Source organism: Caballeronia glebae, assembly GCF_001545035.1.
Taxonomy (GTDB): domain Bacteria; phylum Pseudomonadota; class Gammaproteobacteria; order Burkholderiales; family Burkholderiaceae; genus Caballeronia; species Caballeronia glebae.
The window spans coordinates 117,650-139,640 of record NZ_FCOJ02000009.1; the positions used below are offsets into that span (position 1 = coordinate 117,650).

The 21,991-nt window shown below is 60.6% G+C and carries 23 protein-coding genes; 7 read left to right on the forward strand and 16 right to left on the reverse strand.

Translation table 11 applies throughout. From position 1 onward, the window contains the following. Positions 1–491 precede the first annotated feature (491 nt). The 4 genes from AWB82_RS08705 (at position 492) to AWB82_RS08720 (ending at position 2,967) form a co-directional block, all read left to right on the forward strand. A complete protein-coding gene (locus AWB82_RS08705; protein ID WP_086966734.1) occupies positions 492–1,091 on the forward strand; it encodes a DUF1845 domain-containing protein in 600 nt (199 codons plus the stop codon). 83 nt (positions 1,092–1,174) lie between these two features. Continuing rightward, complete coding sequence (locus AWB82_RS08710; protein ID WP_086966735.1) at positions 1,175–1,996, forward strand: hypothetical protein; 822 nt, start codon at positions 1,175–1,177, stop codon at positions 1,994–1,996. A 12-nt stretch (positions 1,997–2,008) separates the two neighbouring features. Beyond that, positions 2,009–2,461: a bactofilin family protein gene (locus AWB82_RS08715; RefSeq protein WP_086966736.1), complete on the forward strand. Its 453-nt coding sequence runs from the start codon at positions 2,009–2,011 to the stop codon at positions 2,459–2,461. A 218-nt stretch (positions 2,462–2,679) separates the two neighbouring features. Beyond that, positions 2,680–2,967 (forward strand): hypothetical protein, encoded by a 288-nt coding sequence (locus tag AWB82_RS08720; protein ID WP_143756694.1) that lies wholly within the window; start codon positions 2,680–2,682, stop codon positions 2,965–2,967. Positions 2,968–3,657: 690 nt separating this feature from the next. Here the strand turns inward: AWB82_RS08720 and AWB82_RS08730 are convergent. From AWB82_RS08730 to AWB82_RS08775, 10 genes are all read right to left on the reverse strand, one after another. Then, positions 3,658–5,382 (reverse strand): ATP-dependent helicase, encoded by a 1,725-nt coding sequence (locus AWB82_RS08730; RefSeq protein ID WP_086966739.1) that lies wholly within the window; start codon positions 5,380–5,382, stop codon positions 3,658–3,660. A gap of 9 nt (positions 5,383–5,391) precedes the next feature. After that, on the reverse strand, positions 5,392–6,228 hold the full coding sequence (locus tag AWB82_RS08735) for an ATPase (protein WP_086966740.1): 837 nt from the start codon (positions 6,226–6,228) through the stop codon (positions 5,392–5,394). A 279-nt stretch (positions 6,229–6,507) separates the two neighbouring features. Beyond that, positions 6,508–7,122, reverse strand: a complete 615-nt coding sequence (locus AWB82_RS08740; protein ID WP_086966741.1) for a DUF4400 domain-containing protein — start codon at positions 7,120–7,122, stop codon at positions 6,508–6,510. After that, positions 7,115–7,369, reverse strand: a complete 255-nt coding sequence (locus tag AWB82_RS08745) for a hypothetical protein (RefSeq protein ID WP_235023229.1) — start codon at positions 7,367–7,369, stop codon at positions 7,115–7,117. Before AWB82_RS08745 ends, AWB82_RS08740 begins: the two co-directional genes overlap by 8 nt. Beyond that, positions 7,326–7,844, reverse strand: coding sequence for a hypothetical protein (locus AWB82_RS08750; protein WP_086966742.1), 519 nt, complete (start codon positions 7,842–7,844; stop codon positions 7,326–7,328). Before AWB82_RS08750 ends, AWB82_RS08745 begins: the two co-directional genes overlap by 44 nt. A gap of 11 nt (positions 7,845–7,855) precedes the next feature. Next, positions 7,856–9,727 (reverse strand): conjugative transfer system coupling protein TraD, encoded by a 1,872-nt coding sequence (traD, locus tag AWB82_RS08755; RefSeq protein ID WP_086966743.1) that lies wholly within the window; start codon positions 9,725–9,727, stop codon positions 7,856–7,858. Beyond that, complete coding sequence (locus AWB82_RS08760) at positions 9,724–11,082, reverse strand: TraI domain-containing protein (RefSeq protein ID WP_086966744.1); 1,359 nt, start codon at positions 11,080–11,082, stop codon at positions 9,724–9,726. Before AWB82_RS08760 ends, traD begins: the two co-directional genes overlap by 4 nt. Further along, positions 11,079–12,083, reverse strand: a complete 1,005-nt coding sequence (locus AWB82_RS08765) for a type IV secretion system protein (protein WP_235023230.1) — start codon at positions 12,081–12,083, stop codon at positions 11,079–11,081. The genes AWB82_RS08760 and AWB82_RS08765 overlap by 4 nt, the downstream gene beginning before the upstream one ends. A gap of 14 nt (positions 12,084–12,097) precedes the next feature. Continuing rightward, positions 12,098–12,931: a type VI secretion protein gene (locus tag AWB82_RS08770; RefSeq protein ID WP_235023231.1), complete on the reverse strand. Its 834-nt coding sequence runs from the start codon at positions 12,929–12,931 to the stop codon at positions 12,098–12,100. Then, complete coding sequence (locus AWB82_RS08775) at positions 12,889–14,940, reverse strand: VirB4 family type IV secretion system protein (protein ID WP_235023232.1); 2,052 nt, start codon at positions 14,938–14,940, stop codon at positions 12,889–12,891. The genes AWB82_RS08770 and AWB82_RS08775 overlap by 43 nt, the downstream gene beginning before the upstream one ends. On the opposite strand from AWB82_RS08775, the gene AWB82_RS38235 reads away from it, so the two are divergent. Then, positions 14,941–15,375, forward strand: a complete 435-nt coding sequence (locus AWB82_RS38235) for a hypothetical protein (RefSeq protein WP_235023233.1) — start codon at positions 14,941–14,943, stop codon at positions 15,373–15,375. Here the strand turns inward: AWB82_RS38235 and AWB82_RS08780 are convergent. Genes AWB82_RS08780 through AWB82_RS08790 form a run of 3 tightly spaced genes read right to left on the reverse strand, consistent with a single transcriptional unit; the run spans position 15,345 to position 17,070 of the window. Continuing rightward, on the reverse strand, positions 15,345–15,653 hold the full coding sequence (locus AWB82_RS08780) for a VirB3 family type IV secretion system protein (RefSeq protein WP_174447239.1): 309 nt from the start codon (positions 15,651–15,653) through the stop codon (positions 15,345–15,347). The two genes, AWB82_RS38235 and AWB82_RS08780, sit on opposite strands and share 31 nt — an antisense overlap. 1 nt (position 15,654) lies before the next feature. Further along, positions 15,655–16,008, reverse strand: a complete 354-nt coding sequence (locus tag AWB82_RS08785) for a conjugal transfer protein TrbC (protein ID WP_086966748.1) — start codon at positions 16,006–16,008, stop codon at positions 15,655–15,657. Positions 16,009–16,020: 12 nt separating this feature from the next. Further along, the gene (locus tag AWB82_RS08790) at positions 16,021–17,070 is read right to left on the reverse strand and encodes a CpaF family protein (protein WP_062644597.1); all 1,050 of its coding nucleotides are present in this window, start codon (positions 17,068–17,070) and stop codon (positions 16,021–16,023) included. A gap of 367 nt (positions 17,071–17,437) precedes the next feature. Here AWB82_RS08790 and AWB82_RS08795 point away from each other — a divergent pair, with 367 nt between their 5' ends. Together AWB82_RS08795 and AWB82_RS08800 are read left to right on the forward strand one after the other, a co-directional pair. Further along, positions 17,438–17,905 carry a zinc-finger-containing protein gene (locus AWB82_RS08795; RefSeq protein WP_086966749.1) on the forward strand — a complete coding sequence of 156 codons (468 nt, stop codon included), beginning with the start codon at positions 17,438–17,440 and terminating at the stop codon, positions 17,903–17,905. Between the two features lie 26 nt (positions 17,906–17,931). After that, complete coding sequence (locus AWB82_RS08800) at positions 17,932–18,399, forward strand: hypothetical protein (protein ID WP_086966750.1); 468 nt, start codon at positions 17,932–17,934, stop codon at positions 18,397–18,399. A 76-nt stretch (positions 18,400–18,475) separates the two neighbouring features. Here AWB82_RS08800 and AWB82_RS08805 read toward each other — a convergent pair whose 3' ends face one another. The 3 genes from AWB82_RS08805 to AWB82_RS08815 all read right to left on the reverse strand — a co-directional run bounded on the left by AWB82_RS08805 (position 18,476) and on the right by AWB82_RS08815 (position 21,827). Further along, positions 18,476–19,768 carry a vWA domain-containing protein gene (locus tag AWB82_RS08805; RefSeq protein ID WP_086966751.1) on the reverse strand — a complete coding sequence of 431 codons (1,293 nt, stop codon included), beginning with the start codon at positions 19,766–19,768 and terminating at the stop codon, positions 18,476–18,478. A 9-nt stretch (positions 19,769–19,777) separates the two neighbouring features. Further along, a complete protein-coding gene (locus tag AWB82_RS08810; RefSeq protein ID WP_086966752.1) occupies positions 19,778–20,692 on the reverse strand; it encodes a hypothetical protein in 915 nt (304 codons plus the stop codon). 109 nt (positions 20,693–20,801) lie between these two features. Beyond that, a complete protein-coding gene (locus tag AWB82_RS08815) occupies positions 20,802–21,827 on the reverse strand; it encodes an ATP-binding protein (protein WP_086966753.1) in 1,026 nt (341 codons plus the stop codon). Positions 21,828–21,991: the final 164 nt, after the last annotated feature.

Sequence of the window (21,991 nt, forward strand, 5' to 3'; positions counted from 1 at the left end):
AAAGTCGTTCTCGCGCAGCATGGTCACGCCGCGCAACAGCCCTTTTCGGAATTACTTCCGCCGCAGGAATCACGGATCAGCCAACTTCGATCGTTCTACCCAGATCAGGCTCTGGAGAGAGAACACCCGAAAACCCGGGTTCGAACGATGTACCGGCGCAAATGAATGCAGCACGGGTACGAGTATCACGGCTGAAATTGGGGAGTGTGTAGCGAGCACACTCAGCACAAGGAAGATTTCCACACCGGTAGCTATCCGGTCGGCGCATGCCAACGCACGAGGCGGGCACGACTTGCAGAAAAAAGATGGACTCCGGGCTTGGAGTCGAGGTCGATGCGTCGGTGACGCGGGGAATGGAGTTGAGTATCCGCGTTAAAGGCGGGCGCGTGCGCTCGAAAGCTAACGAAATTCATATAGCTTTCGCCCGATCGACTCTTGTCTAATCAATGAAAATTCTATGTGAGAGAGAACACAGACATACCGAAAACCCCATGGCTGCAACCGACCTAGAAGCGCCTGACGAAGACCCTAAGCAAACCGCTGCGCTTGGCAACGAGAGCGCTGCGCAAAGCGGTCTTCGTCCGTTGAACCGACTGACGAACGACAGTCGTCTCGCTCGCATCAACGGCGACACGCTGGCAAAAACGGAACTGCCCTATTACTCGTTGTTTGCGCGTGAATTCCTCCGAGCCGACTTCAACTTCGCGGCCGCAAAGATGACCGTTGCGCGCGGCGGCAAGCTCATCGCGATCGAGTCGGAGTTTCGCACCGCCGAGGCGTTCATGAAGAAGGCGCTCGCATGGGCAAGTAAGTTTCCAGGTCGACGTGCGCCGACTCCGCCCGAGATGGTCACGCTTGAGATCAAGCACGCCATGTCCGGTCGTCTTGTGCGACTCCTCACGATGTATGACCAGCTTTTCCTCAAGACGATGGAAGCGCTGATGCTGAGAACCATGACGGCTCAAGTACGCCAATCCGCGCTCGAGGCTGCCGAGGCACGCATCAATCAAATCCCTTTCTTGTGCATGCCGGACAACGACCGCTTTGCACCAGAAGGTGTGCTGCTTCCGGACTCGAACCGTACTCACTGACATCGGAATAAGACGTCCCTGCGCCTCGGGTTTGCGCCGCAGCGCTGGACTTGCTCGACCTAACAACGACGGGAGGACCCCGCATGGACTTACGCGAAATTCAACGACTGCATGCGCAGTTCGCACCTGACTCGATGATCATCGATCTGCCGCGGCAAATCGCTGCGCTCCCGGCGCCGGCCGACCTGACGGCAGACGCCAAGACAACCACGCTCAAATTGCGGCTTCCGAAGGCCGTGCCTGTCGCGCGCCGAAGCCTCGTGGCTGTCGCCATCGCCGCTGTCGTGGCTATGGCGGGTATGGGAGCCGCATCGTTGTACAAGTCGGTGGGCGCGTCCTCCGCGCACGACGTAAAGAAGACCGCCGCTCAGCCGCAATCCAACGGAAGCGAACGGCCAGCAACGGAAGGACCGGCAGTCGCCGCGGCGACGCGCCCGATCGATGCGGAGCCACCTCACCCGGTAGCGCTTGTTCCGATGCTGACGGGAAAAGACGTTGCTTCCGGTTCCCCAATCGGTCTGACGGCTGACCAGTTCAAAAATTCGCTGAGTACGACGAGCGGCCCAGCAGCGGGCGCGACCGCCAACAAGGCCGTTCCTCCCGTCTCGAACGATGATCAACGCGCGGCTGCCTCGCCTATTCATCAAGCTCGTCGCGACGCAGAGGCAGCTAGTCAGGCTTCCACTAAACCCGCGACGTCAGTGACGCCCGCGCAAGCTGCGGCGCAGGCTGCCGCCGAGGAGCAAGCGTCGCAACAACACGCGACACCGGCCCGTACGCACAGCTACCGTCATCGCTCTCATTCGCGAGATGAGCAGGCAAGCGATGGCGACACCGGGTCGGCTGCTAGCAAGAAGTCGGCACCAGCGAACCGCGCCGGCTCGAACGAAGTGCAGATGTTTTAAGGAAACGACACCATGAAAACCGAACTCAATCTCACGCTTATTGCGCGCGGCTGCGCGATCACCGGCGACATGGTCGTGGATCACGGCATTTCGTTCTTCGGCCTGCTCGACGGCGGCATCATCTCGACGCAGGGTCTGCTGCACATCGGCGAAGGCGGACTCGTGAAGGGCTCCGCGCAGGGCGAGCACGTTCGCATTGACGGGCGCGTCGAGGGAGATGTGCACGCTCGGGGCTCGCTGGAAATCAACGGCCAAGTCTCGGGCGACATCTTTTACTCCGGCACGATCCGCCTTGGTCCGCGTGCGTCTTTGAATGGCACGCTGAAGCGCGTTGCAAGAATGCTCACGATCGAGGCGGATTCGACGCCGGACGAAGGGCCTATCGCCGGTCCGCGCCTGGACGACGTGAAAGGCCTGGAACGCGCGGAATCAAATGTGACAGAGCTCTCACGGGCAAAGGCCTGAGCGCCTATAAGCCCGATGCTTCACCGAAAACCGGTCAAAGTCTCTGAGAACCCATTGCGCCGCCGGTGGCGGCTACCGCCGGTTCACAGGTTCGGACGGATGCGCAGCGGAAAGCGCTCGACGCCCCACTGGACGAGCTTTTCGGAACTTCGGCCGACGATCTCGAAGCCCCGCCCGCGCCTCGTTCCAAGGTCTCCTGGCCACCGTTGGATGCAAGTATGACAACCCTCGTTCACCTCTTCGGAATCTCCCCCAACGTTCTCGACCTTGTTGGAAAGTCCCTCGTTTTCGCGCTCTTACTGGCCCTCGCGATCGGCATACAGTTCGCAAACATGGGCCTCGTTCGCTTCAAATCATCCACTAACGGCGACGAAACGACGCCGGCACGCGACGCACCGACTCTACATTCGGCACCCGGGAAAGAGACGCAAGTGCGTGAGTATGCGCGGTTGGATAAGGACACGACCACAGGATGGGACGCGACAGCCGACCATGAAACCGATTGACCCGATCTTCGACTTCCTCACTGTGACGTGGGACGCGGCCGCGCAAGAGGCTGCTTTCGAAGGCCACTGCTTCTGCATGCTCGATACCGGACGACTCGTAAATAGCCAGTCGATGCCCGTCGACACGCCTCATTGGAATCGACCGGCTTACCAGTCCGTCGCAAGGTATAAACGCGCTCTGCAACGCAAGCGCTAGCAATGCCGCTGCGAACTAATGTCGCGCCTCGATCGGACCCAAATCATGGGGTTTTGTCATTGACGGCATGCTGAAAGCGGAAGCGCGCGAGAACGACGCGAACAAGAAGGCCGCTGATGCGAAGGTAGACGCGGCGGAGAAGTAAGAGGTTTCAGGTTAGGCACGTCTGCGGCCTTGCCTCTGAATCTTTGTTGCAAGAAAGCCCCAAGACCCGCCTTGAGCGGGCTTTTTTGCTTTCATGCCGCCGGTCGACCTCGCGCAATAGGAACTGGGAGACGCTCTCCGGAGAGTGTCCCGTTTGATTTGAGCATCCGGCTAGTGCCTTGAATTTGAAGCACAAATGGCATGTTACAAAACGTGCCGAATATGCACATCCCCCTTATTCGGCACGCTTTTCGTGATGTGAAAGCCGGCCGAGGCTCGCTTTGTGCGTATCGAGATCCAACCACCCATCGTTCAAATGCGTCCAGCAAACGGAACTCTGCAGTGTGGAGTTAGGCCGCGATTGCGCTCTGATTGAGCTGCGCCTCAACGACAAACCGGGACTCGAAGTTCTTCGCCGTCCCTGAGATCATGAGCGACTCTCTCGCACGCGTCATTGCAACGTAGAACAAGCGCCGCTCCTCCGGTTCAGTGGACTTCGGGTCCGGCACGATCGACTCCTCGCTGCGCGCCATCCAGACGTGGTCCCATTCCAGCCCTTTTGAACTGTGCATCGTCGTCAGGATAAGCGCGCCCGGGGTCGGCTCATTGTTGTCCTGGCGCAGGAACAGCAGCCGCTCAGCGAAGCTGCCTGACAGGCGCGACAAGACGTCGTTCGTCGCTTGAATTGCGCGGAGTGCGGAATCCTTCTTCGCGTACTTCAACATCCACTCGGCGACGCCCGAGAGCGTCAGCGAATAGAACTTGCGATCGCAGAGGCTTTGCCATTCAGCGAGCCGCTTCATGAACTCGCGATAGTTCGTCGCCACGTCCTCGGGCAGCCCGAGATCAACCAACTCCGCCCGCCCCTTCTGCGTCAGTTCCGCACCCATGTCCGCGTGGAGGGCGCGTAGCTGTTGGGCGGTAAGCCCGAGGTGCGCCAAGACTGCATCGAGGCCCGTGTCTTTGATTCGCTCAACGATTTCAAGCAGGTTGCACATCAGCGCGCCCTCCGGGCGGCTAAGGACGGACGCGCCCGACGCACGGTAGTACTTGATGCCATGCGAGCGGCAAACGGACTCGAGCGGATCCAGTATGCGGTTGGTGCGCGCCAGGATTGCGCACGACTGCCCTTTCGCGAGCAACGGCCCGAGCACCTCGACCGCCGCGGTTGCCTCCTCATACTCATCTGGATGGCGAGACGTTTGCACAGTACCGCCGGAGCCCTTTTCCGCACGCAGCACTTTTGCGATGCGGTCGGCGTTATTCCGAATCACCCGGTCCGCTGCGCCCAGAATCTCTGCGCGGCACCGGTAGTTGCTGCCCAAGACGACGGGCTTTGCCGCGAACGACTGGATGAACGACTCCATGCCCCGATAGCCCAGCGCCTCACGAAACGCGTAGATGCTCTGGTCATCGTCGCCGACGACCGTCACAACCGAACCCGCCTTCGCATGAAGCTCGATCCACCGGTACTGCAGCGGGTCGGTATCCTGAAACTCGTCAACGAGCAGATAGGTGAACGCGTATGGGGCAATCGTGCCCTGCTCCATCCCCTCCACAGCGAGGCGCAGCATGTCCTGGAAATCGATCTTGCCGTTACGAGCAAGCGCGTCCTGATAGGCGTGATATAGCTCGCCGTCGGCAGTATCCGGGTCGCACCGACCAAAATTGGTTTTGATCTTCTCGATCGTTGGAATGACGTCTTCTGCCTTTCCGTCGCGGCCGAGTTCCTGCATCACGCGGATCAGCAGGCCAAGCCGGTCGCCATCGGAGGCGATATCGAGTGGCCGCGCGCCAGGGCGTTTCAGTTGCTTGAAAGCGAGCGAATGAAAGGTACCGGCGATCAGCCGCTTCTTCGCCGACTCGCCGGCGGCAGCCAGGATTCGCTCACGCAGTTCGAGCGCGGCGTCCTTGGAGAAAGTGACGGCGCCTACCGTCGCGGCGCTGTCTTGTAGCAGCAGGGCTGCTTTCGTGGCGATCGTTTTCGTCTTGCCCGCGCCCGGGCAGGCGATCGCCACGCAATGCTGGCGCAACTGGGCGACTTCCCGTTGCTGGGGATTGAGTTCGTCCAGCATCGCGCCTCCTTAGTTGCCGCGGACCGTCGTCATCAGCTTCAGGTGCGTCATGTACCCGCGAATGCCAAGCGGGTTGAAGCGCTTGAGGAAGTTGACGGCTTCATCGTCGACGTCCGACTGATCCCGGATGCCGTTCCAGACCATGAAATCGAAGTGATCCATCGCGCGGTCGAACTTCATAATGACGCCCAACACGCGCATCGAAAAGCGCGAATATGCCTCGACTTCGATGTCCATCGCGGGCATCGGGATCGTCGGCTCGAACACAAATTCCTTGTTGGCCCGAAGCTCCGCTTCCTTTTGCTGGCGGAAGCCTTCGGCTACGCGCAGTTGCTCTTCCACGTAGCGCTCGATGCCCGCGAGCAGCTTTTCGAGCGCGCTGTTGACGACTTCCTTGTCGTTCTCGCCGAACGTCGAGCGGCCAAAACGCTGCATGTTGATGCTCATGCGGTTGATGTACGGCCACCATTGTTCGAATAGCGGCTTCAGGCGCGTATGGTTCAGACGCACGCGGGCGGTCACGACTGCCGCACCGGAAAGCTGGCGGTCCAGCAACTGACGACCGATTTCACGGCGGCGCTTGATGATCGAGATACGCTCAGCGGCAGGCAGATCGCGGAAGAGCTTGCGCGTCTTGGCGACTTCCGCACGCTTCATGTCGGCGTCGTCGTTAGAGATAACGCCTTCCTTCTGAAGGCGGTCTGCGTCGGCCTCCATCTGAGTCAACTCGCGCTCGAGCTCGCCGTCGTCCGCGCCGTCGGTCGTGAGCGGCGCGTCGGCCGTACCTTGTTCAAGTGCGCTAAGCGCGACCTTCTCTTCACTGCCGGGTTCGACAACCGTGCTCATTCGCCGTTTCTCCTGGACCGCATCGGTCCCGTTTCATCGTTGGGGATCAGGCAAGCAAAGCGCGTTGCCCATATTCAACATTGTTGCGGCGGTGGCAGCGTGCGAAAGCTCGAAACGGTGGCTATTTAGAGCGCCTTTCACCGAATTATTGGCGCGCTCTAGGCTGGAAGCGAAGACGAAGGCGGAAAAAACAAAGGCAACGCTATCCGGGTAGCGTTGCCTAGGGGGAGATGAAGCAATTTGTTTGTCGAACTGCTAACGAGTCGTGCGACGTTTTCCCTATCTCGACGACTGGAAGGACTCGGCAGCTTTCCACAGGAGAGCTCCGAGGAGCGCAGCAACGGCGACCCAATACCCGACCAAGACAGGCAACGGAACTACCAGCACCGCGAACAGCGTGCCGGTCACGAGCAGCAACCCGTGGCCTGCCAGATGGAAAGACAAGGGACTCACGAAGCCCGCTGCCGACGCTTTGATCTTCCTCCGCGCCGCACCGTCGATGAACATGCCGATCGCAAAAAGCAGCGTCCCGATGATCCACATCTTCATAACCATCGCGCGGAACAGCATCCGGTAAACCAGCAGCCAGAAGTTTTCGGTCCACGTATGTGCGAACGATGAGAACCCGCCGTCGTCCAAGCCGCCTACCTTTCCCGAGGCATTCAGCGTGCGGTGCAGCAGCCCGCTATCGACAAAAGCACGGCGGAACTCGTCGTTGGCGCTACGCATCGCGCGGTCGACCCGGTCCTGCCCGACTGACTCAACGAGAGAATGTGTTTCCGCTTCTGGCACTTCGAATAGCTTGCGCTCCGGGATCGCCGGCATGACGGCGATGGCAAGCACCGGCACGAGCAGAAACCACACCTTGATGTGCGAACCGAACCGACTAGCCATGTAGCACCTTGACTAGCATGAGGGCGGGCACCGCGACGAGTGCCATCAGTCCGCCCCAGAACAGCGCAGGGCGGAATTCGGCGATTGTCGCCAACGCATAGCACCGGGCGCCCGCGCCGTAAGTGAATTCCTCGGGCACCGCTGCATTGACGTCGCCGTCAAAGGCGGCGGCAGTGTCGCGCGCCCGCTGAGCCGTGCGCGGCTCAACTCCCGACAGCTTCGCTATGATCGTAACGGTGAGCGACATCGTATTCCTCGAAGTAACGGCGGAAGGCTTCTCCTTGAAGCACGCGTGCGGCGAGCTGAAACGCGGCGGTGCGCTCAGTGATCTCGTCCGGACAACGCTCATCGACCATCTCGAACTGGTACTCGAAATGGCGCGCTTCGAACGCGGGAATCGCCTCGACCATCGGGCACCACACCGATACCTTGTCGCCAAACCGCGCGACAAGCCGGCGGGCGTACAGCGCTTTCGACGGTTCGAACAAGCCCTGCATGAACGCGATGTGCTGGTCACCCGTGCGCTTCGCGCGCCGGAAACCATCTAGCGCCGACTCGATCATCTCCGCGGCCAGCGGCCCTTTGTCTCCAATAAACCGCTCGCCGATGAAGTCGGCCACGCGCGAGCACGCGAGCTCCAGCTCCGGTGCGACATTGAAGACCGCGACCAGCCTGTGCGAGAGCTTGTGATCGCGAATGATGTTTTTATATGCAGCGGACATAATCTTGTGTTTTAGCCTTCGATGATAGGAATTCGACCCTGATACACGGCACCGCCAGAGATGCGCATGAAGTACTGCAGATTCGGCAAACTGTGAAGCAGCTTCACGGGAATGAGCGGCACTTTCTCCAACTGGATGGACCGGGACTGCGATCCGCTGAATTCAAGCGCATGCGCCTCAGTCGTGGTATTGGTACTGTTCGACACGTTCACCACGCGGATCGCAGTCTCTCCGACCTTGTCCGAGAACCACTTTGCTGTATCTGAGTCCTCTAGTCTAAGCACCACCTGATTATTGAGGTTGCCCAAAACCTGTAGCATTTTCGCTGCGTTTCCCAGTTTCGCTTCGAGGTCGGCGCGTGCCTGGAATGCGACGAACGCCTTGAACCCTGCCCCGCGTCCCTTGTTCAGGATTTGAATCACCTGCTCGTTGATGGCCTCAGCGATCTCGTCGATGATGAGCACGACGTCGGGCTTCTCAGCGTAGAAGTTGTAGATCGCGCCGCAGACGGCCGCAACGTCCGACAATGCCATCGACGCGATCGCCTTCTGGACGATGTTGTTCGACAGCGAGTCGAGCCCCATGTACAAGACCGCCTTCTGCTTGATGATCTTGTCGATGTCCCATATTTCGCGCTCGTCCTCGAAGTCGTCCGCCTTTGGCGCCAGCATGAGGCCCGTTTCGCCTGTGGCCAGCATCTGTAGCAGCGGCAACGCCGACGCGATGATCTTCATGTAGTGCTCGCGGTCGTGGGTGTGTGTCGCGATCAACCCATCAATCGTCTCGTGCCCGCGATCGTGAGCGGCGAATCGGTCTAGATACAGCTTCACCATTCCGTCAATCATCGAAACGTCGTTGCGGCGCTGCGCGTCTTTTACCGTCGCGGTGACGGTCAATTCTTCCCAGTCCGTCAGGCCGTTCTCGATAAAGAATCGTCGCAGCCCACGGTCGAGCAAATTGCCAATGCCTGACTGTGCGTATTTGAGAATCGATCGCAAGTTGGGCTTGTCGCCGACGTATAGCTCGCCTTTCACGGCACGATCGATGAAGAGAAAAGCGAAGTCTCGGAATTGGCCTTCCTCCATTAACTGAGCGATGCGCGACGGGATTTCCGACGGCTGCGACCAGTTTTCTAGCGGATTCAGGCGGATCGACTCGTGCGGCTTGGCCTGATTGAAGTACAGAAACTTGCGGCCAGTGCGCGCACACTCCTTCTCGACGCGTTTTTTCCACTCGTCATCGTTCTTTGGGTCGACGATGATCAGTACGTCCTTCGGGTTGTGAATCACCTGCGTGGAGATGACTTCGTAGGTGCGGGTTTTTCCGGCGCCAGTCGTGCCCGCCACCAGCGTGTGACCGCCCATCGCCTTGTAGTGAAACGGCACCTCGACCTTCTTCTGCTCCATACCGTGGATCCAGGACGATCCCTGCGGCATGCGATCGCGAATGCTGTCGCGCGGACCGAATAGCCGCTCGATGCGCTCCTCGACGGTCCGGCCTATCTCGGTTTTCGGCAGCCACTTCGGCAACGACGGAATGTCCGTTACGGGCATCCGGAGAATTTCGTGGGCAATCTGCGTATGCTTCTGCGTCCACTCGTATCCGATCCCCAGATACATCGAGTCCGCTCCTTTCCGCATGGCGTCCTGCGTCGCAAGAAGCTTCTCGATGCGAATCTTGCTCAGCCATTTCGTTGAGATGGCCATACGAAAGCTCAGTGCCTTCCATATCTGGAGTGCACGGATCGCGAGGAGGGCAGCCCCAACTAGCGAGAATGCCCAACCGTACGGCATTCCAGAGATCAGAATGCCAACGATGACGATGGGCCAAACGAGAAACGGTCGAAACTCATAGATCGGACGGAAGTGATTGACGTAGTTCATGCCGCGGGTCGCTCCACGATGAGACGGCCGGCGCGCTCGACGATGCAGATGTCATTGCCATGTGCGCGCATAAGCAGGCTGCGCTTCTTGAGTTGTTCGACAAGGGTATCGCTCGTGATGCCGTATCCGCCGACGAGCCGCTTCTTGACCGCCAGCCCCTTCTCTTCCCACGTCACTTCCGCCTTTCCGGCTGCCACGTCACCAGCAAGGGCTTTGAAAAACTCTTTCAGCATTGCAGCGCCGGGGCCCAGGAGTTCCGTCAATTCTTCGTCAGACGGCCCGACCCTGTTTGCATTGGACCTCGCTGGACGCGCTGCGGCGGGGTCGACCGGCGCCGGACGCGGCGCAGGCGCGCTCGGGCGGGTCGAGGGCTCAGCCGCAGCCGCACCTGCGGCCTGTGCTTCGCTGCGCTCCAACGCATCGAGCAACGACTGAGAGAACTTGGGCGCAGAGGCGCTCGCGTGCTCGGAGGCGGCCGTTGCTCCAACAACGGCTGACTGCGGCTCTGAGGTAGTCGCCGGGGGTACTGACGCCGTCTTGGCGGTCGACTGAGCCGGGTCCGCCGACGGATCGACACTGGCCGGGACGGGCGACGCGACGAACTGCGGCTCCAGGGCGAGCGCCACGTGCACGGCTGAGGGAACGTCATACTTCACTGGCGCGAACACGGCGCGCTGTGCCTTGCGCTCGAAATCCACTGCAACGTCCATCGCCTGGCGCACGACCTTGTGGACGAGCGGCTCGAAGCCTTGGGGGCTGCGCTCCGGATTGATCGCGTTGAAGAGGTCGTCCAGAACCGCTGTGTCGAACCCGCAGAGCAGCTCGGGGGAGATGACGGTCTGGGCGAACATGGCGGTGCGCATGCGCTCGTTTTTCAGTGGCGTCACACGCCGCTCAACCGCGAACTGACCGGCACCGATCCACGTGCCGAACGCCCCGTGCGCCGCCGGGTTCCATTTCGTGCGGTCTGAGAGCCGCACCATCTCGAAGTGGCGAAACGGCTCGTCAAGCAGCGAGCATGCGGCGGCCAGGAACACGGCGTAGTTATATTGCGGCTCGAGCCGGCGACGCTTGTCGGACGTGAGATCGGCCGCAAACTTCTGCCCACCGGCAAGCCGCATGGCATAGAAGATAGATTCAATCGTCGCGCGAAATGCACCGCCGGGCTCGCAATGCAACTCGGGCGTCAGTGGCATAGACGAAAACCAGTTCGCGCAGCGGCGTAACACTGCAAGCCACTTACGCGCGAATTCCGTTTCAGTGCTCTCGTTTGCGCATTGACGAACAAGCTCAATGCGCTTCAGATGCGTAGCGAATAGGTCCTCGGCGAGGATTGCTTGGTGGGCGGCGATCATGGAATGAAACCCTTCGCCAACTTCAGCGCCGCAGTGCCTGTTGCGCTTGCGCCGCCGCCAAAGATCGCCGCAAGCTTCGGAATCTCGAGCGACAACAAAAGGATAAATATCGCCAGATTGAAAACGTACATCGCGTTCACCGTTGTTGCCCCACCAACGCCAGACGCCTTCGACACCGCGTCGCCGATTGATGATCCGACAAGTTTCATCAAGATCGCAACGACGACGACATACATTCCGGCGCTGATCATCCAGTCCAGCCACTTGACAAAGTAGTTGCGGGTGTAGGAGGAGAAAGCGAGAGCGATCGCGATTGGCCCCAGCACGATCCCAATAGCCGATTGAATCTGCCCCACTGCCGAGTAGTAGATGAAGACGATCGCCGCCAAGCACATGAAGAACGCGGCGAGCAACATGACCGCCGCATCAGACAGGACCGCTGGAATATTCAAAATCCTAATTGACTTCAGCTTTTCCTTTAGCCCGTCAAAGATGACGCCTGCCAAATGCGCCATCTGGCCACCCGTCGAGGAATCGGACGCGCCACTGATATGTGCTGCCAGATCCTTGAACCATGTCCAGAACCCGCTCGCACTCGACGTGTAGCCGAGGTAGAGCGCGACGAAGATGCCAAGTACAGCGACCTCCTCGAATAAATTGACCCAGGCAGAGATCGGATGATGGGTGCCGGCGAATCGAACGCCGACGAGGACCAGCGAGATGACGCCCAAACCCCAAGCGAACTTGTTGGCCTCGTCCATCACGCCAGAACTCGCAGTTATCGCGTTGGGTATCAAATTGCCTACTAGCGAATCGATTTGCGTCACGGCCGTCTGTGCGCCCTTGCCGAAGTCGCCGTCCGGACTGGCAAGCGCCGCTGTTCCAGCGTCCGTCGCAGGACTTGGCGAAGCGTTAGCCGCTTGCGCGAACGCGCCAGTCTCGAAAATCACCATGGCGACGATCGTTGCCAGGAGCAGGACAACTGTCCTCAGCGTGCCCATTAATGAATGTGCCATCACTGCCCCAGTACTTTTGACGACCCGATTTGAGCGTCGAAGGCAGCGCGCTGCTGGTCCTGCTTAGCTTTGAGAGACGCTTGCGCCGCATTGTTCGCCTGCTGATCTACGATCGTCGCCGAATCCTTCACGGCATCGCTTCGCTGCTTGGCTGCCATCATCGTCAGAAGGTCGCTGTTCTGACTGGAGATGATGTCCAGCATGTGCGTGGTCAACTGTGCGGTGGCTTCCATCGTCGGCGACATGTTCAGCTGGTCCTGAATTTCTTGCCGGCGCTTGGCGAGCGTGCTGACGTGCGATATGACGTCGTTGCCCTGCTGGAAGAGTTGCTTGGCCGTCTTGTCGTTGTTCTGAAGCAGCGTGTTCTGGTCCGTGAACCACTGCTCCGGCGTCTTGCCCGACTGCGTGATAAGAGCCTGGACCTTGCTCGCGTACTCCGCGTTGCTTTGCAGGCCACCGTACAAATCCTTCAAAGCGTCGGTGTACTTGCTGAGGCTCGAAATATCGCTCGTGATGCTTTTGAACTGTGCCAGCATCGCGGACGGATCGAGGTTGGTCGCCTGCTTGAGCTGGTTGAGCATCATCTGGTACTGATAGACGAGGTTCGAATCCTGATAAACCTCACCCTTCACGGCGGCCGCGGCGGTCATCGTGTTCTGAATGAAGTTGGACGCATCGAACACCGGCATGTTCGCGTTCGCGTGTTGCACAAACCCGAGCGTGAGCACGCCGGTGGCTGCGATGCAGCGGATCATTTTTTTCATCATGGCGGTACCTTGCGGATAAAGCGTTAAGCGTTGACGAGTACGTCGCGCACGTACTCCTCCTGCCACTGTGGGCTGCCGGACTTGACGTGCTTGTCGAGGAGCGCCTGCGCGCGACCATCTGAGCGCAGGTAGGCGAGCGCCTCCTTCGGAAACTGGGCCTGCAGCATCCGGCTTTGTTTCGCCGTCACCCACAGGTAGTCGCGGTTTGGCACCGCGTCGGAAATCATCTTGATCTGGTGCTGCGTCAGACCAAACACTTCGCTGTACAAGCCTTGGTTGTTTATCGCGTCGCTGTTTGGCAGATAGATGATGTTTGGAATGTTCTCTTTCAGAATCTCGAAGTTCGGGACGCGTGCCAACTGCCCAAGCGACTGCGTGGCCATCACCAGCGCCGCGTTGAGCTTTCGGATCGTCACCGCCCAGATTTCGAGGCGCGCATAGAACTTCGGATAGGTGAAGAAGAAGCCCGCCTCCTCGATCTCGATCACCGTGTAGCGCTTGCCGTCGAGAATCTGCGCGATCCGGTAGAACGCGTAGTCCATGAACAACGCGGCGGCCACCGGGAAGTTCTGGAACAGGTCGCCCATCTCGATCGACAGGTCGTCGGATATGGCGAAGCCGTCTTCGGCGTGGTCGAAAAACTTGCCGTTCTTATTGCCTTCCGTCCACACCTGCAACCGCTCGCGCAGATCCGCGGGCAGCAGCGTGATCAAGCTCGACAAGCGCCACTTCTCAGCCGGGAAGCCGAGCGCCAGCGTCTTGATCCGGTCGTAGATTTCGGTCTGCTGCTGCGGCGTGCAGGTATAGTCCTCGCCCTCGATGGCAAGCTGCACCCAATCGGCAACGTACGACCAGTGCTTCTGCTCACCGATCAGCGAAAGCGGATTGACCGAGGTTGCGGCCTCGAAGCGCCCGGTGGCATCGATGAACCGGCCGCCCCCGAGCAGTGTCGGGATACGGGTTGATCGGTCCTTGTCGAAGCGGATACGGCGCGCGCCGTGGCGGCCCGTCTGCGTCATCAGGTAATTCAAAAACACCGACTTGCCCGCGCCGATCGGACCAACGACGAGTGTGTGCGCCTTACCCCCCGGATGGTGCAAGTCGAAATACTGCAGGGTGCGATGGCGGGTGGGCAGACACGTCAGCGGCCCGGTTTTCGTACCGGACTGCTGCGTCAGCCATTCGTTGACCTTCGAACCCTCGCCCACACTGCAAAGCGGGGCGATGTCGGAGACGGCAGGCGTCTCAACGAACTGCAGGCGCTTTTGCTGATCCCAGCGACCCGGCAGCGTCGCGCTCCACGAGGCGAACAGATTCGTCTTTTCCAGAATCACGCCGAAGCCAGCGTTGCCGATGACGCCGACCACCTGACGCGTCGCGTCCTCGCACTCTCCTGGCGTGCTCCCATAAACGACCACCGAAATATTGGCGAAGCCGTACTGCTGGCCTTCGGCGTCCAGCTTTGCGAGCGCGTCACCCGCCTCCTTCGCCAAGATTTCACGGCCTTCGTCGTTTTTCTGCTCTTCCTTCGTTGCCCACTGCTTGAGGATTGCGACCGGGTTGAAGGCCGCGACCTTGTAGAAGCCGCGAATCTTTTTGATGTACGCGCTCGCCCGCGAGGTGTCGAGGAAACGGAACATCACGCAGACGTCCAGTTCCGCGTCTACCTGCGAGAGGACGTCGAGCGCCGCTTCCTGAAAGCCCGTCCATTCCTTGATGCCGATGATCCGCGCGTACACCTTGCCGTGCGCCGATTCGAACATCAGTTCCGTGGCGCCGATCGTGACTTCCGTCTCGGTCAGGTGCGTGTCGAGCATCGTGACCGGATAGCGAACGCGGCGCTTGGGCGACGACGGATTCGCTCGCTGATGCAGAAACGACAGAACATTCTGAAGCTGCAGCCGCTTCATCTTCAGGCGCGTGACGCCGCCGACGAATCCGTCGATCACAGACTCGAACCGCTTGATCTCGTTCTGGATCTTGGTCAGGTCGAACGCGAAGGCACTGCGTGCGAGGATCGTGTCTTTCGCCGCTTCGAACATCGCGACAGCCAAATTCTTGCCGCCGACCGTCATGTGATAGCTGATCTTGTCGAAGATCCGCGAGATGCCGGTTTCAGGCGTGAACGCCAGCGCGAGCGAGTGCGAGTTTTTGAAGTACTTGCCGCTGCCAATGATCGCTTGATTGATCGCGTCGACGCGCGCATCGGCTTCGGACGCGAACGTGCCGTCCATGCCTCCGCGCACGCGCCGGTGCGACATGCGCCACCACGCGGTCACGCGGTGATCGAAGTTGCGGCATGCGTGGTCGAGATTGTCGCGGGCGGCCGTGATGTCGCCCGGATTAGGCGAATCGGCGTCGATGCCTTCAAACTCGAACACAGTCAGCAACGACCCGTCCTTATTGAGCACCAGTTCGGGCGTGACCATCGTCGCCCACGGCGCGATTTCCTGCACCGCGCGCTTGGTGAACATCGATTTCAGCATGGCAAGTCCTGGTCAAAACCGTAGGGTCGCTTGAAGCGTGCGCTAAAACGGCTGCTCGGCCCCGGCTCGTAGACGTCCGGGTAGCGGTTGTACACCAGCATCACGATTCGCCACCACGGGTCAGTCGAGCTTTTCCAGCGCAAGAACACGTGCACCACCACGCCGACAATGAGAAATCCTGGGGTCCAGCTCGTGTAGGTGAGCAGCGCCGTCATCGTCCCGTTGAAAATGGCGAGTCCCCGGTCTGCGCCGCCCATTTGGCGCGGCAACGACAGGCCTCGACTAACCTTGTGCTGGCGCATATCAGCAGGCGTTAGCCATGTGAAAGTGGCTCTGCATGATCGGCACGGCGACCGACGCAATACCGAGGCCGACCAGTACCACCGAAAACGTCTTGGCGATATTGCTTTCCGAGTTCGCGACTGCGACGCCGCCTAGCGTGATCAGCACGATGCCGATGCCGTACAGGTACGGGCCGCTGATCAAGTTGCTGATCGTGCAGATGATGTCCGTCAGGCCCGTCAGGTTAGAAAAATCCCCCGCTGCCATCGCGGCGACCGACACGACGCTTAGCAGCGCGCCGACCAACATCGACTTGCCCGGGCGCAGATGCTTCGCGACCGTGGCGGCTCTATTCATTACCTTCTTGCCCTTCATTTGATGCTCCCGTTAAAAAACGCGTTGTAGGTCGTAATCGTTGTTTTTGAATCCCCGGATTTCGAGGATTTCGGAGACGTGCCGCATCTCGCCGGTGCGCTTGAAATGCACGACGTAGTTGAAACAGTCAGCGATGTTTTTGCGCATGTCTTCCAGCTCCCACCGCGATCCGGTCGGGATGCCGAGCATGGCGAGCGATTCCAGGCGGCTCAACGCAGTGCGCCCGTTGTTCGCGTGAATGGAGGCGAGACCGCCGTCGTGGCCGGTGTTGAGCGCCTGCAGCAGGTCATACGCTTCGCCACCGCGCACTTCACCAACGATGATGCGGTCGGGGCGAAAGCGCAGGCACAGCGCGACGAGCAGTTGCGTCGTCACGTTGGTGTCGGCGTTTGAGAGCAGCCGCACGCGGTTGGGCACGTGCAGCTTCAGTTCCATCGTGTCCTCGATGGAGATGACCCGCTGGTCGGACGGAATCTGTTCGATCAGTGCATTTAGGAACGTCGTCTTACCCGCCGACGTGCCGCCGGCGACGAGCACGTTCTTGCGCGACTGAACGAGCGCGACGAGCGCGCGCATGAGCGCTTCATCCTCAATGCCTTCCTCGAAGTGAATGGCTTCCGCGTGTTCCGGTCGCGCGTTGGCTGCCGAGAACGCCCCCATGTTCACGTAGTCCGACAGCGTCAGCTTCGATTCGCGGTGCTTCCGGATGCTCAGCGCATGCCCGTCGATCGACGTCGGGCTCATGACCGCTGCGATACGCAAGTTCTGATGACCGGCATTGATGATGCCCTTGTCGCTGCCCGCTTTCGCCGACTTCTCAACGGACGATGCGAGCGAGTGGATTGCGCCCTCGAGTTGTTCGGGGCGCAGGTCGATGTTCTCGCGCGTCATCACGCCGCGACGCTCCACCCAGACGTTGCGGTAATCGTTGATCATGATTTCCGCGAGGTCGGGGGAGTCGAGCAATTCGCGCAGCGGCGAAAGCGCATGGAAGAACATGCGCACGGCTTCAGCTTCAAGGGGGCGCAGCTTTAGGATGTGATTGTCGGCAGACTCGGACATGCGATGCTTTGCGGGCGATCTAACATGTCGGCTATTGTTGGCGTTGGCAAACGTGCGCAGGCAGCGAAAGAGGCGTCAAATTGAGCAGCTTTGCGGCGACTGCGGCGATATCTCCGCAACTGTAACGGAGGAAATCGGGCGCTACTTTGCGCGAGGCAGGCGACCAATGCTCTCCGGAGAGTGTCCCGTCTCGGTTAGTCTTTTTCCTAGGTTACTGAAATCAAAGGAAAAAACCTTTGTTACAAAACGTGCCGAATATGCACATCCCCCTTATTCGGCACGCTTTTTAGATTATGAAACGCCATGGCTGCATGGCAGTACCTGCCGACTTGCTAATATCTAAGATTCCCGCCCGGAGTTCTCGGCGATGCGCGTCGGAAAACCAGTCAAACCGCTTCCCCACCCCAATTGCGACTACTGCGGCACGCCCGCGACGCTCGTGCGCGCCGGTGACGACGCCTACCCTTACCGCGACGATCACAGCTCATTGTGGCTTTGCGCGGACTGCCAGGCGTGGGTCGGCGTGTTTCCGCGCAGCACCCGCCACGTACCGCTCGGCCGTCTCGCCGACGCCCGCCTGCGCGACCTAAAGGCGAAGCTCCACGCGGCGCTCGAGCCGCTGATTGCGGCGAAGGTCCGGCGCGATGGGTGCAACGTATTTGAGGCGCGCGCCAAAGCGATGAAATGGCTGGCGGCCGAGATCGGGGCGGATGCGGAGAAATGCTCAATCCATACGCTCGACGCGGATCAATGCGAGCGCGCGATCGCTGTTGTCGAGCGTTTTCAGCGCGCGCGCACCGTTAGCCCTTCAGAACCGGCGTGGGAAGATCGTTAATACGGGCAGTCAATCAAACGTTTGCTATGTCTCGCACCCTTCCCTTCCAACGCTCCGCTCAAGCGGCTCGTGCGCGCCTCACCAAGGCGCAACTGCTTCCGATCCCGCGTGCCGTCGCCGATGACCTTGCGCTGCGTGCCCACCTATCGTTGGAAGCGATCCGCGGCGCCTGCGACCACATTGGCCCCGCGCAGCACATCACCGAAGTCGTGTTGCTCGGCAAGTTTCTCAGCGAGGCGGGCCACGGCGAGTTTTCGCACGAATCGCTGCTGGCGGCAGACCGAGCAATGGCTGAAGTGTTTGACGGTGGCCGGCGCACAGGAACGTGGGGTGTGTCGTCGGAGTCAGCCTTCGCGCTGCTGGCTGCGATCGTCACCATGTACGACCGGCAACTGCATAGCGCGACGCTCGGCGCGCTGACCACGGCGAGCGACCGTCTAGAGCGGTTCAAGGGCGGCGAGGCGTACCAGCCGCTGCAGAAGCGCCCGGCCTAAGCATGCGCGCAGTCGAAAAAAAAGCCCGGCAAATCGCCGGGCTCGTTCTTCAAGGGATGTCCGGCTTAGCCGGGTTCTAGCAGATCACCTCCATCGTCTCGCCAAACGGTGCCTTGCGGGCGCGCGTCAGTGGCGTGGTCGATGCCCACAGCACCGGGTAGTGCGGCGCGACAGTCGGGAAGCGCCCAACCATATCTGTCAGATAGACCAGAAAGGCAGGGTTCATACCGTCTTCCGCGACTCGATTGAACGGGTCGACGAACGCCGTCCCGCCGCCACCACGCACGGGCTTGATCTCCGGTGAGTCGCCTCGCTCGAAGATCTGCACCTGCGTCACGCGCGTGTCGCAATCCATCACGATCAAGCGCGCGGGCTTCAACGAATGGAAGACCGCGAGGATCTCCGCGTCGAACTGCGCCTGCGTCTCGTCGAACACCGAACCGCTGGAGTCACGCACGAAGACCGCGTCGCCGATCGCCGGTGTATGCAGCGACGGCAGATAGAAGCCGAGATGCAGATACCGGCGATTCGGCGCCGCGAAGCTGTAGTCCGACGGCGACGACTGCTGCGCGAAGCGATGCAACACCGCCCGCCAGTCCACCACAGGCCGTACCGCTTCACCGGCCATCGCCTGCAGATCGCCGGGGAGCTTGCCGCGCATCGCGGCCGCTTTCGCGGCTTGCGTGACGGCAACCTTCCACTCCGCTTCCTTTACCGGCTTGTCCGGACCGTTGAAGGGCCGCACTTCGCCGAATGAGCCGGGTTTCGCTGGCTGATCGGCCGGCGACTGACCCGGCGCCGTGCCGCTCTGGCCACCTGGCTTCGGAACCTGCCCGCCGTTCGGCTGCTGCTGGTCTTGCGGACCCGGCTGCGGCTGCTGTTGCGGCTGCTGGTTCTGCGGCTGCTGGTTCTGGTGCGGAGGCTGTTGCTGCTTTTCCTTCGCCTCCTGCGTCAGCAAACCGTAGATCTCCTCGGCCGACTTGCCTGTGTAGCGCGGATCGACGAGCGCCCCTTTCGGCAGAACCATGCCCGACGACAGCACGATCGGGTTGATCGCGTAGTCGCAGGCATCGTTCCATCGGTCGGGATCGCGCGCGCCCTGACGCCAGCAGTGGCCATTGGCCACGTGCAGCACCTCGTGCGCAACGACGCCGCGCACTTCAAGGTCGCTCAGCGACTCCATATACGTCGGGTTGTAGCCCAGCGTCTCGCCGTCGACCCAAAACGTCTTGGCCGACGGATCCTCGCGAACATTCAATCGGAGCGCGAGCGCCCCGAAGAAAGGTTGCGAGAGAACGAGCTCGGTCCGCTGCCGGGCAATGCGCGGATGGACCGCGCTACTGCCCAGTACAACATCGGTGCGGTCCATGACGCCCCCTTATGCGACGAGGCGCAGTTGGCTCGCGTGCGCCGATTCGATTTCCATCGGCTCCGGCTGCATGCCCATGAACGCGGCCATCAGCCCTTCGATCTCCTGTGCCTTGCTGGCCACCTGAGAACGAAGCACGCGCGAGTCCTTCAATTCCGCTCCCGTGTGCACGGCCAGATGCGTCTTGGCCTGCTCGAGGATGTGCGTGAGCTGCGGGTCGTTCGCGAAGTTCAGCTTCGGCAGCAAGGCGCACAGTTCGCGCACGTTGTTGGCGACGTCCAGTCGGACGTTGCCCGTCGCGTACAGCCGATTGGCCATCTGCGACACGGCTTCGTACAGACGCCGCACCAGATCCTCGTTCGCGGTCGCGATCGAGGCCAGAACGTGCTGGTCCAGTTCGCTCTTGAGCGTGTTGAGCACGTTCGCCGGAAGCTCGACGCCGAACTGGCTCGCGTCGGGAAACGGCAGAACGGCCATCTTCACGCCGAACTTCGTGGTCAGCTCAGCGAGGGTCGGATAGTCCGCCTCGTTGAACAGCCCATTCAGTTCTTCGCGAGCCGCCTCCTTCAAGTTCAGGTAGTCGGTCAAGAACACGGAGACCGCCAAGTCGAACTCGTCTTTCAACGAGCGCATCTTTTCGGCGAAGTCCATGTAGACCATCGTCGGCAGCAGTCGCACGCCCAACTGGTCGTACTTCAGGGTGTGGTCGTAGAAGTACGAGCGGATGCGGCCGGCGAGCGTCACGACTTCTGCGAAGCTCGGCGCGTGCTCGGGCAACAGGCGTTTGTTGAATCTGCCGATGCCCTTCGCGTGGTGCTTGCTCTCGACTTCCTGCGTCACCTTGCCGTCGAAACGGCGGGCGACCCAGGTAGAAATCGTGACGGAGCAAAGCATGACCTTCGATTGAATGGAAGTGATGTCCATGAGAAAACCTCGTAGAAATGGATTGGATGAAGCCAAGAAAAAAGGCCCTGTGCGTCCGAAGACGCAACAGGGCCAACATGGGTGATGCTGAGAAAGGGGTATTGCGTGATTACTCGCCGCGGATGATCTTGCCGATCTCTCCGCCTTGCGCGCCAATGAAGGCATACGAGTTCTGGATCTGCGGCGTGCGCTGAACTGCATCGCGCACCAGCAGCGCCGCGAACTCGCGGTGCCCTTCACCGATCAGACGCTCGGTGTAGCGCACGACGCGATCGAAGTTGTTTTCGTTCGCGCGTGCGGCAAGCGCGGCCGCGATCGCGTACAACGCCGAAGGCGTCGTCGGAACCATGGCCGTGTCGGGCGCGAGAAGAATCGCGTCCGGATTCGGCAGCTCGCGGAAGATCTGGAGAAACGCGACCAGTTCCGTCGCGGCACCCTCTCCCACCGAACCGGCGTAGGAGATGTGTTCCAGGTGCTTGGGGACTACTTCCATGGTTCTCGCCACGAACCCCCAGCTACGCGGGCTCGGTGCATTCTCGATATCGCGCGACGTCTTCTGCACGGACAGCAAGTCCGGACGGAAGCGCAGGAACGCGATGAGTGCCGGCGGGATGTTTTCTCGCACGGCCCACTGCGTCCAGTCGTCGATCGTCGGTTCGAGTTCCACCACGGTGGCGAAACGCGAGATCACCGGATCGAGAATCCCGGAGACACCGGCGTTGTCGGTACGGCGGTTCGTGGCCGCGAGGAACGTGACCTGCGGTGGCAGGATGTGCTCGCCGACGCGCCGCGCGAGCAGCAACTGCATCTTTGCGGCTTGCACGGCGGGCGAGGCCTGCCCAAGGTCATCCAGGAACCAGATCAGCGGGCGTCTGGCCGTCATCGCGCGCTCCAAATCCCCGAACGGCAGGAACTTGGCGGTCGTGCCGTCGGGCGAAGGAAACGGCAACCCTTTCGAGTCGGTCGGATCCTCGACAACCGGGTGGCTGATCAGCAGTTCGTGATCAGTCGCATGCGCGGTCTGTTCGACGATGTCGCTCTTGCCGATGCCGGGGCGGCCAGTGATGAGCACCGGCAGACGCTTCGGCACGTACAGCGAGAGGAGTTCGGTGAGTTGGGCGGGCGTGACTTTCATGATGGCTTCCAGAGAGAAGCCCCATAAAGACTACGCCCGTAGGGACGTGGTCCCTTAGGGGCAGATATGAAAAAGCCGGCTCGTAGCCGGCTTGGTCGATGCGTCGGTGACGCGGGTGATAGATGCAGTGTAGGGGTCGGGCGGTCAGACAATCTGTGGAAAGG

Excerpts from the sequence above, each read along its gene's own strand:
- AWB82_RS08705 (WP_086966734.1), top strand. The coding sequence starts at position 492 with ATGGCTGCAACCGACCTAGAAGCGCCTGACGAAGACCCTAAGCAAACC.
- AWB82_RS08710 (WP_086966735.1), top strand. The coding sequence starts at position 1,175 with ATGGACTTACGCGAAATTCAACGACTGCATGCGCAGTTCGCACCTGAC.
- AWB82_RS08715 (WP_086966736.1), top strand. The coding sequence starts at position 2,009 with ATGAAAACCGAACTCAATCTCACGCTTATTGCGCGCGGCTGCGCGATC.
- AWB82_RS08720 (WP_143756694.1), top strand. The coding sequence starts at position 2,680 with ATGACAACCCTCGTTCACCTCTTCGGAATCTCCCCCAACGTTCTCGAC.
- AWB82_RS08730 (WP_086966739.1), bottom strand. The coding sequence starts at position 5,382 with ATGCTGGACGAACTCAATCCCCAGCAACGGGAAGTCGCCCAGTTGCGC.
- AWB82_RS08735 (WP_086966740.1), bottom strand. The coding sequence starts at position 6,228 with ATGAGCACGGTTGTCGAACCCGGCAGTGAAGAGAAGGTCGCGCTTAGC.
- AWB82_RS08740 (WP_086966741.1), bottom strand. The coding sequence starts at position 7,122 with ATGGCTAGTCGGTTCGGTTCGCACATCAAGGTGTGGTTTCTGCTCGTG.
- AWB82_RS08745 (WP_235023229.1), bottom strand. The coding sequence starts at position 7,369 with ATGTCGCTCACCGTTACGATCATAGCGAAGCTGTCGGGAGTTGAGCCG.
- AWB82_RS08750 (WP_086966742.1), bottom strand. The coding sequence starts at position 7,844 with ATGTCCGCTGCATATAAAAACATCATTCGCGATCACAAGCTCTCGCAC.
- traD (WP_086966743.1), bottom strand. The coding sequence starts at position 9,727 with ATGAACTACGTCAATCACTTCCGTCCGATCTATGAGTTTCGACCGTTT.
- AWB82_RS08760 (WP_086966744.1), bottom strand. The coding sequence starts at position 11,082 with ATGATCGCCGCCCACCAAGCAATCCTCGCCGAGGACCTATTCGCTACG.
- AWB82_RS08765 (WP_235023230.1), bottom strand. The coding sequence starts at position 12,083 with ATGGGCACGCTGAGGACAGTTGTCCTGCTCCTGGCAACGATCGTCGCC.
- AWB82_RS08775 (WP_235023232.1), bottom strand. The coding sequence starts at position 14,940 with ATGACGGTCGGCGGCAAGAATTTGGCTGTCGCGATGTTCGAAGCGGCG.
- AWB82_RS08780 (WP_174447239.1), bottom strand. The coding sequence starts at position 15,653 with ATGCGCCAGCACAAGGTTAGTCGAGGCCTGTCGTTGCCGCGCCAAATG.
- AWB82_RS08785 (WP_086966748.1), bottom strand. The coding sequence starts at position 16,008 with ATGAAGGGCAAGAAGGTAATGAATAGAGCCGCCACGGTCGCGAAGCAT.
- AWB82_RS08790 (WP_062644597.1), bottom strand. The coding sequence starts at position 17,070 with ATGTCCGAGTCTGCCGACAATCACATCCTAAAGCTGCGCCCCCTTGAA.
- AWB82_RS08795 (WP_086966749.1), top strand. The coding sequence starts at position 17,438 with ATGCGCGTCGGAAAACCAGTCAAACCGCTTCCCCACCCCAATTGCGAC.
- AWB82_RS08800 (WP_086966750.1), top strand. The coding sequence starts at position 17,932 with ATGTCTCGCACCCTTCCCTTCCAACGCTCCGCTCAAGCGGCTCGTGCG.
- AWB82_RS08805 (WP_086966751.1), bottom strand. The coding sequence starts at position 19,768 with ATGGACCGCACCGATGTTGTACTGGGCAGTAGCGCGGTCCATCCGCGC.
- AWB82_RS08810 (WP_086966752.1), bottom strand. The coding sequence starts at position 20,692 with ATGGACATCACTTCCATTCAATCGAAGGTCATGCTTTGCTCCGTCACG.
- AWB82_RS08815 (WP_086966753.1), bottom strand. The coding sequence starts at position 21,827 with ATGAAAGTCACGCCCGCCCAACTCACCGAACTCCTCTCGCTGTACGTG.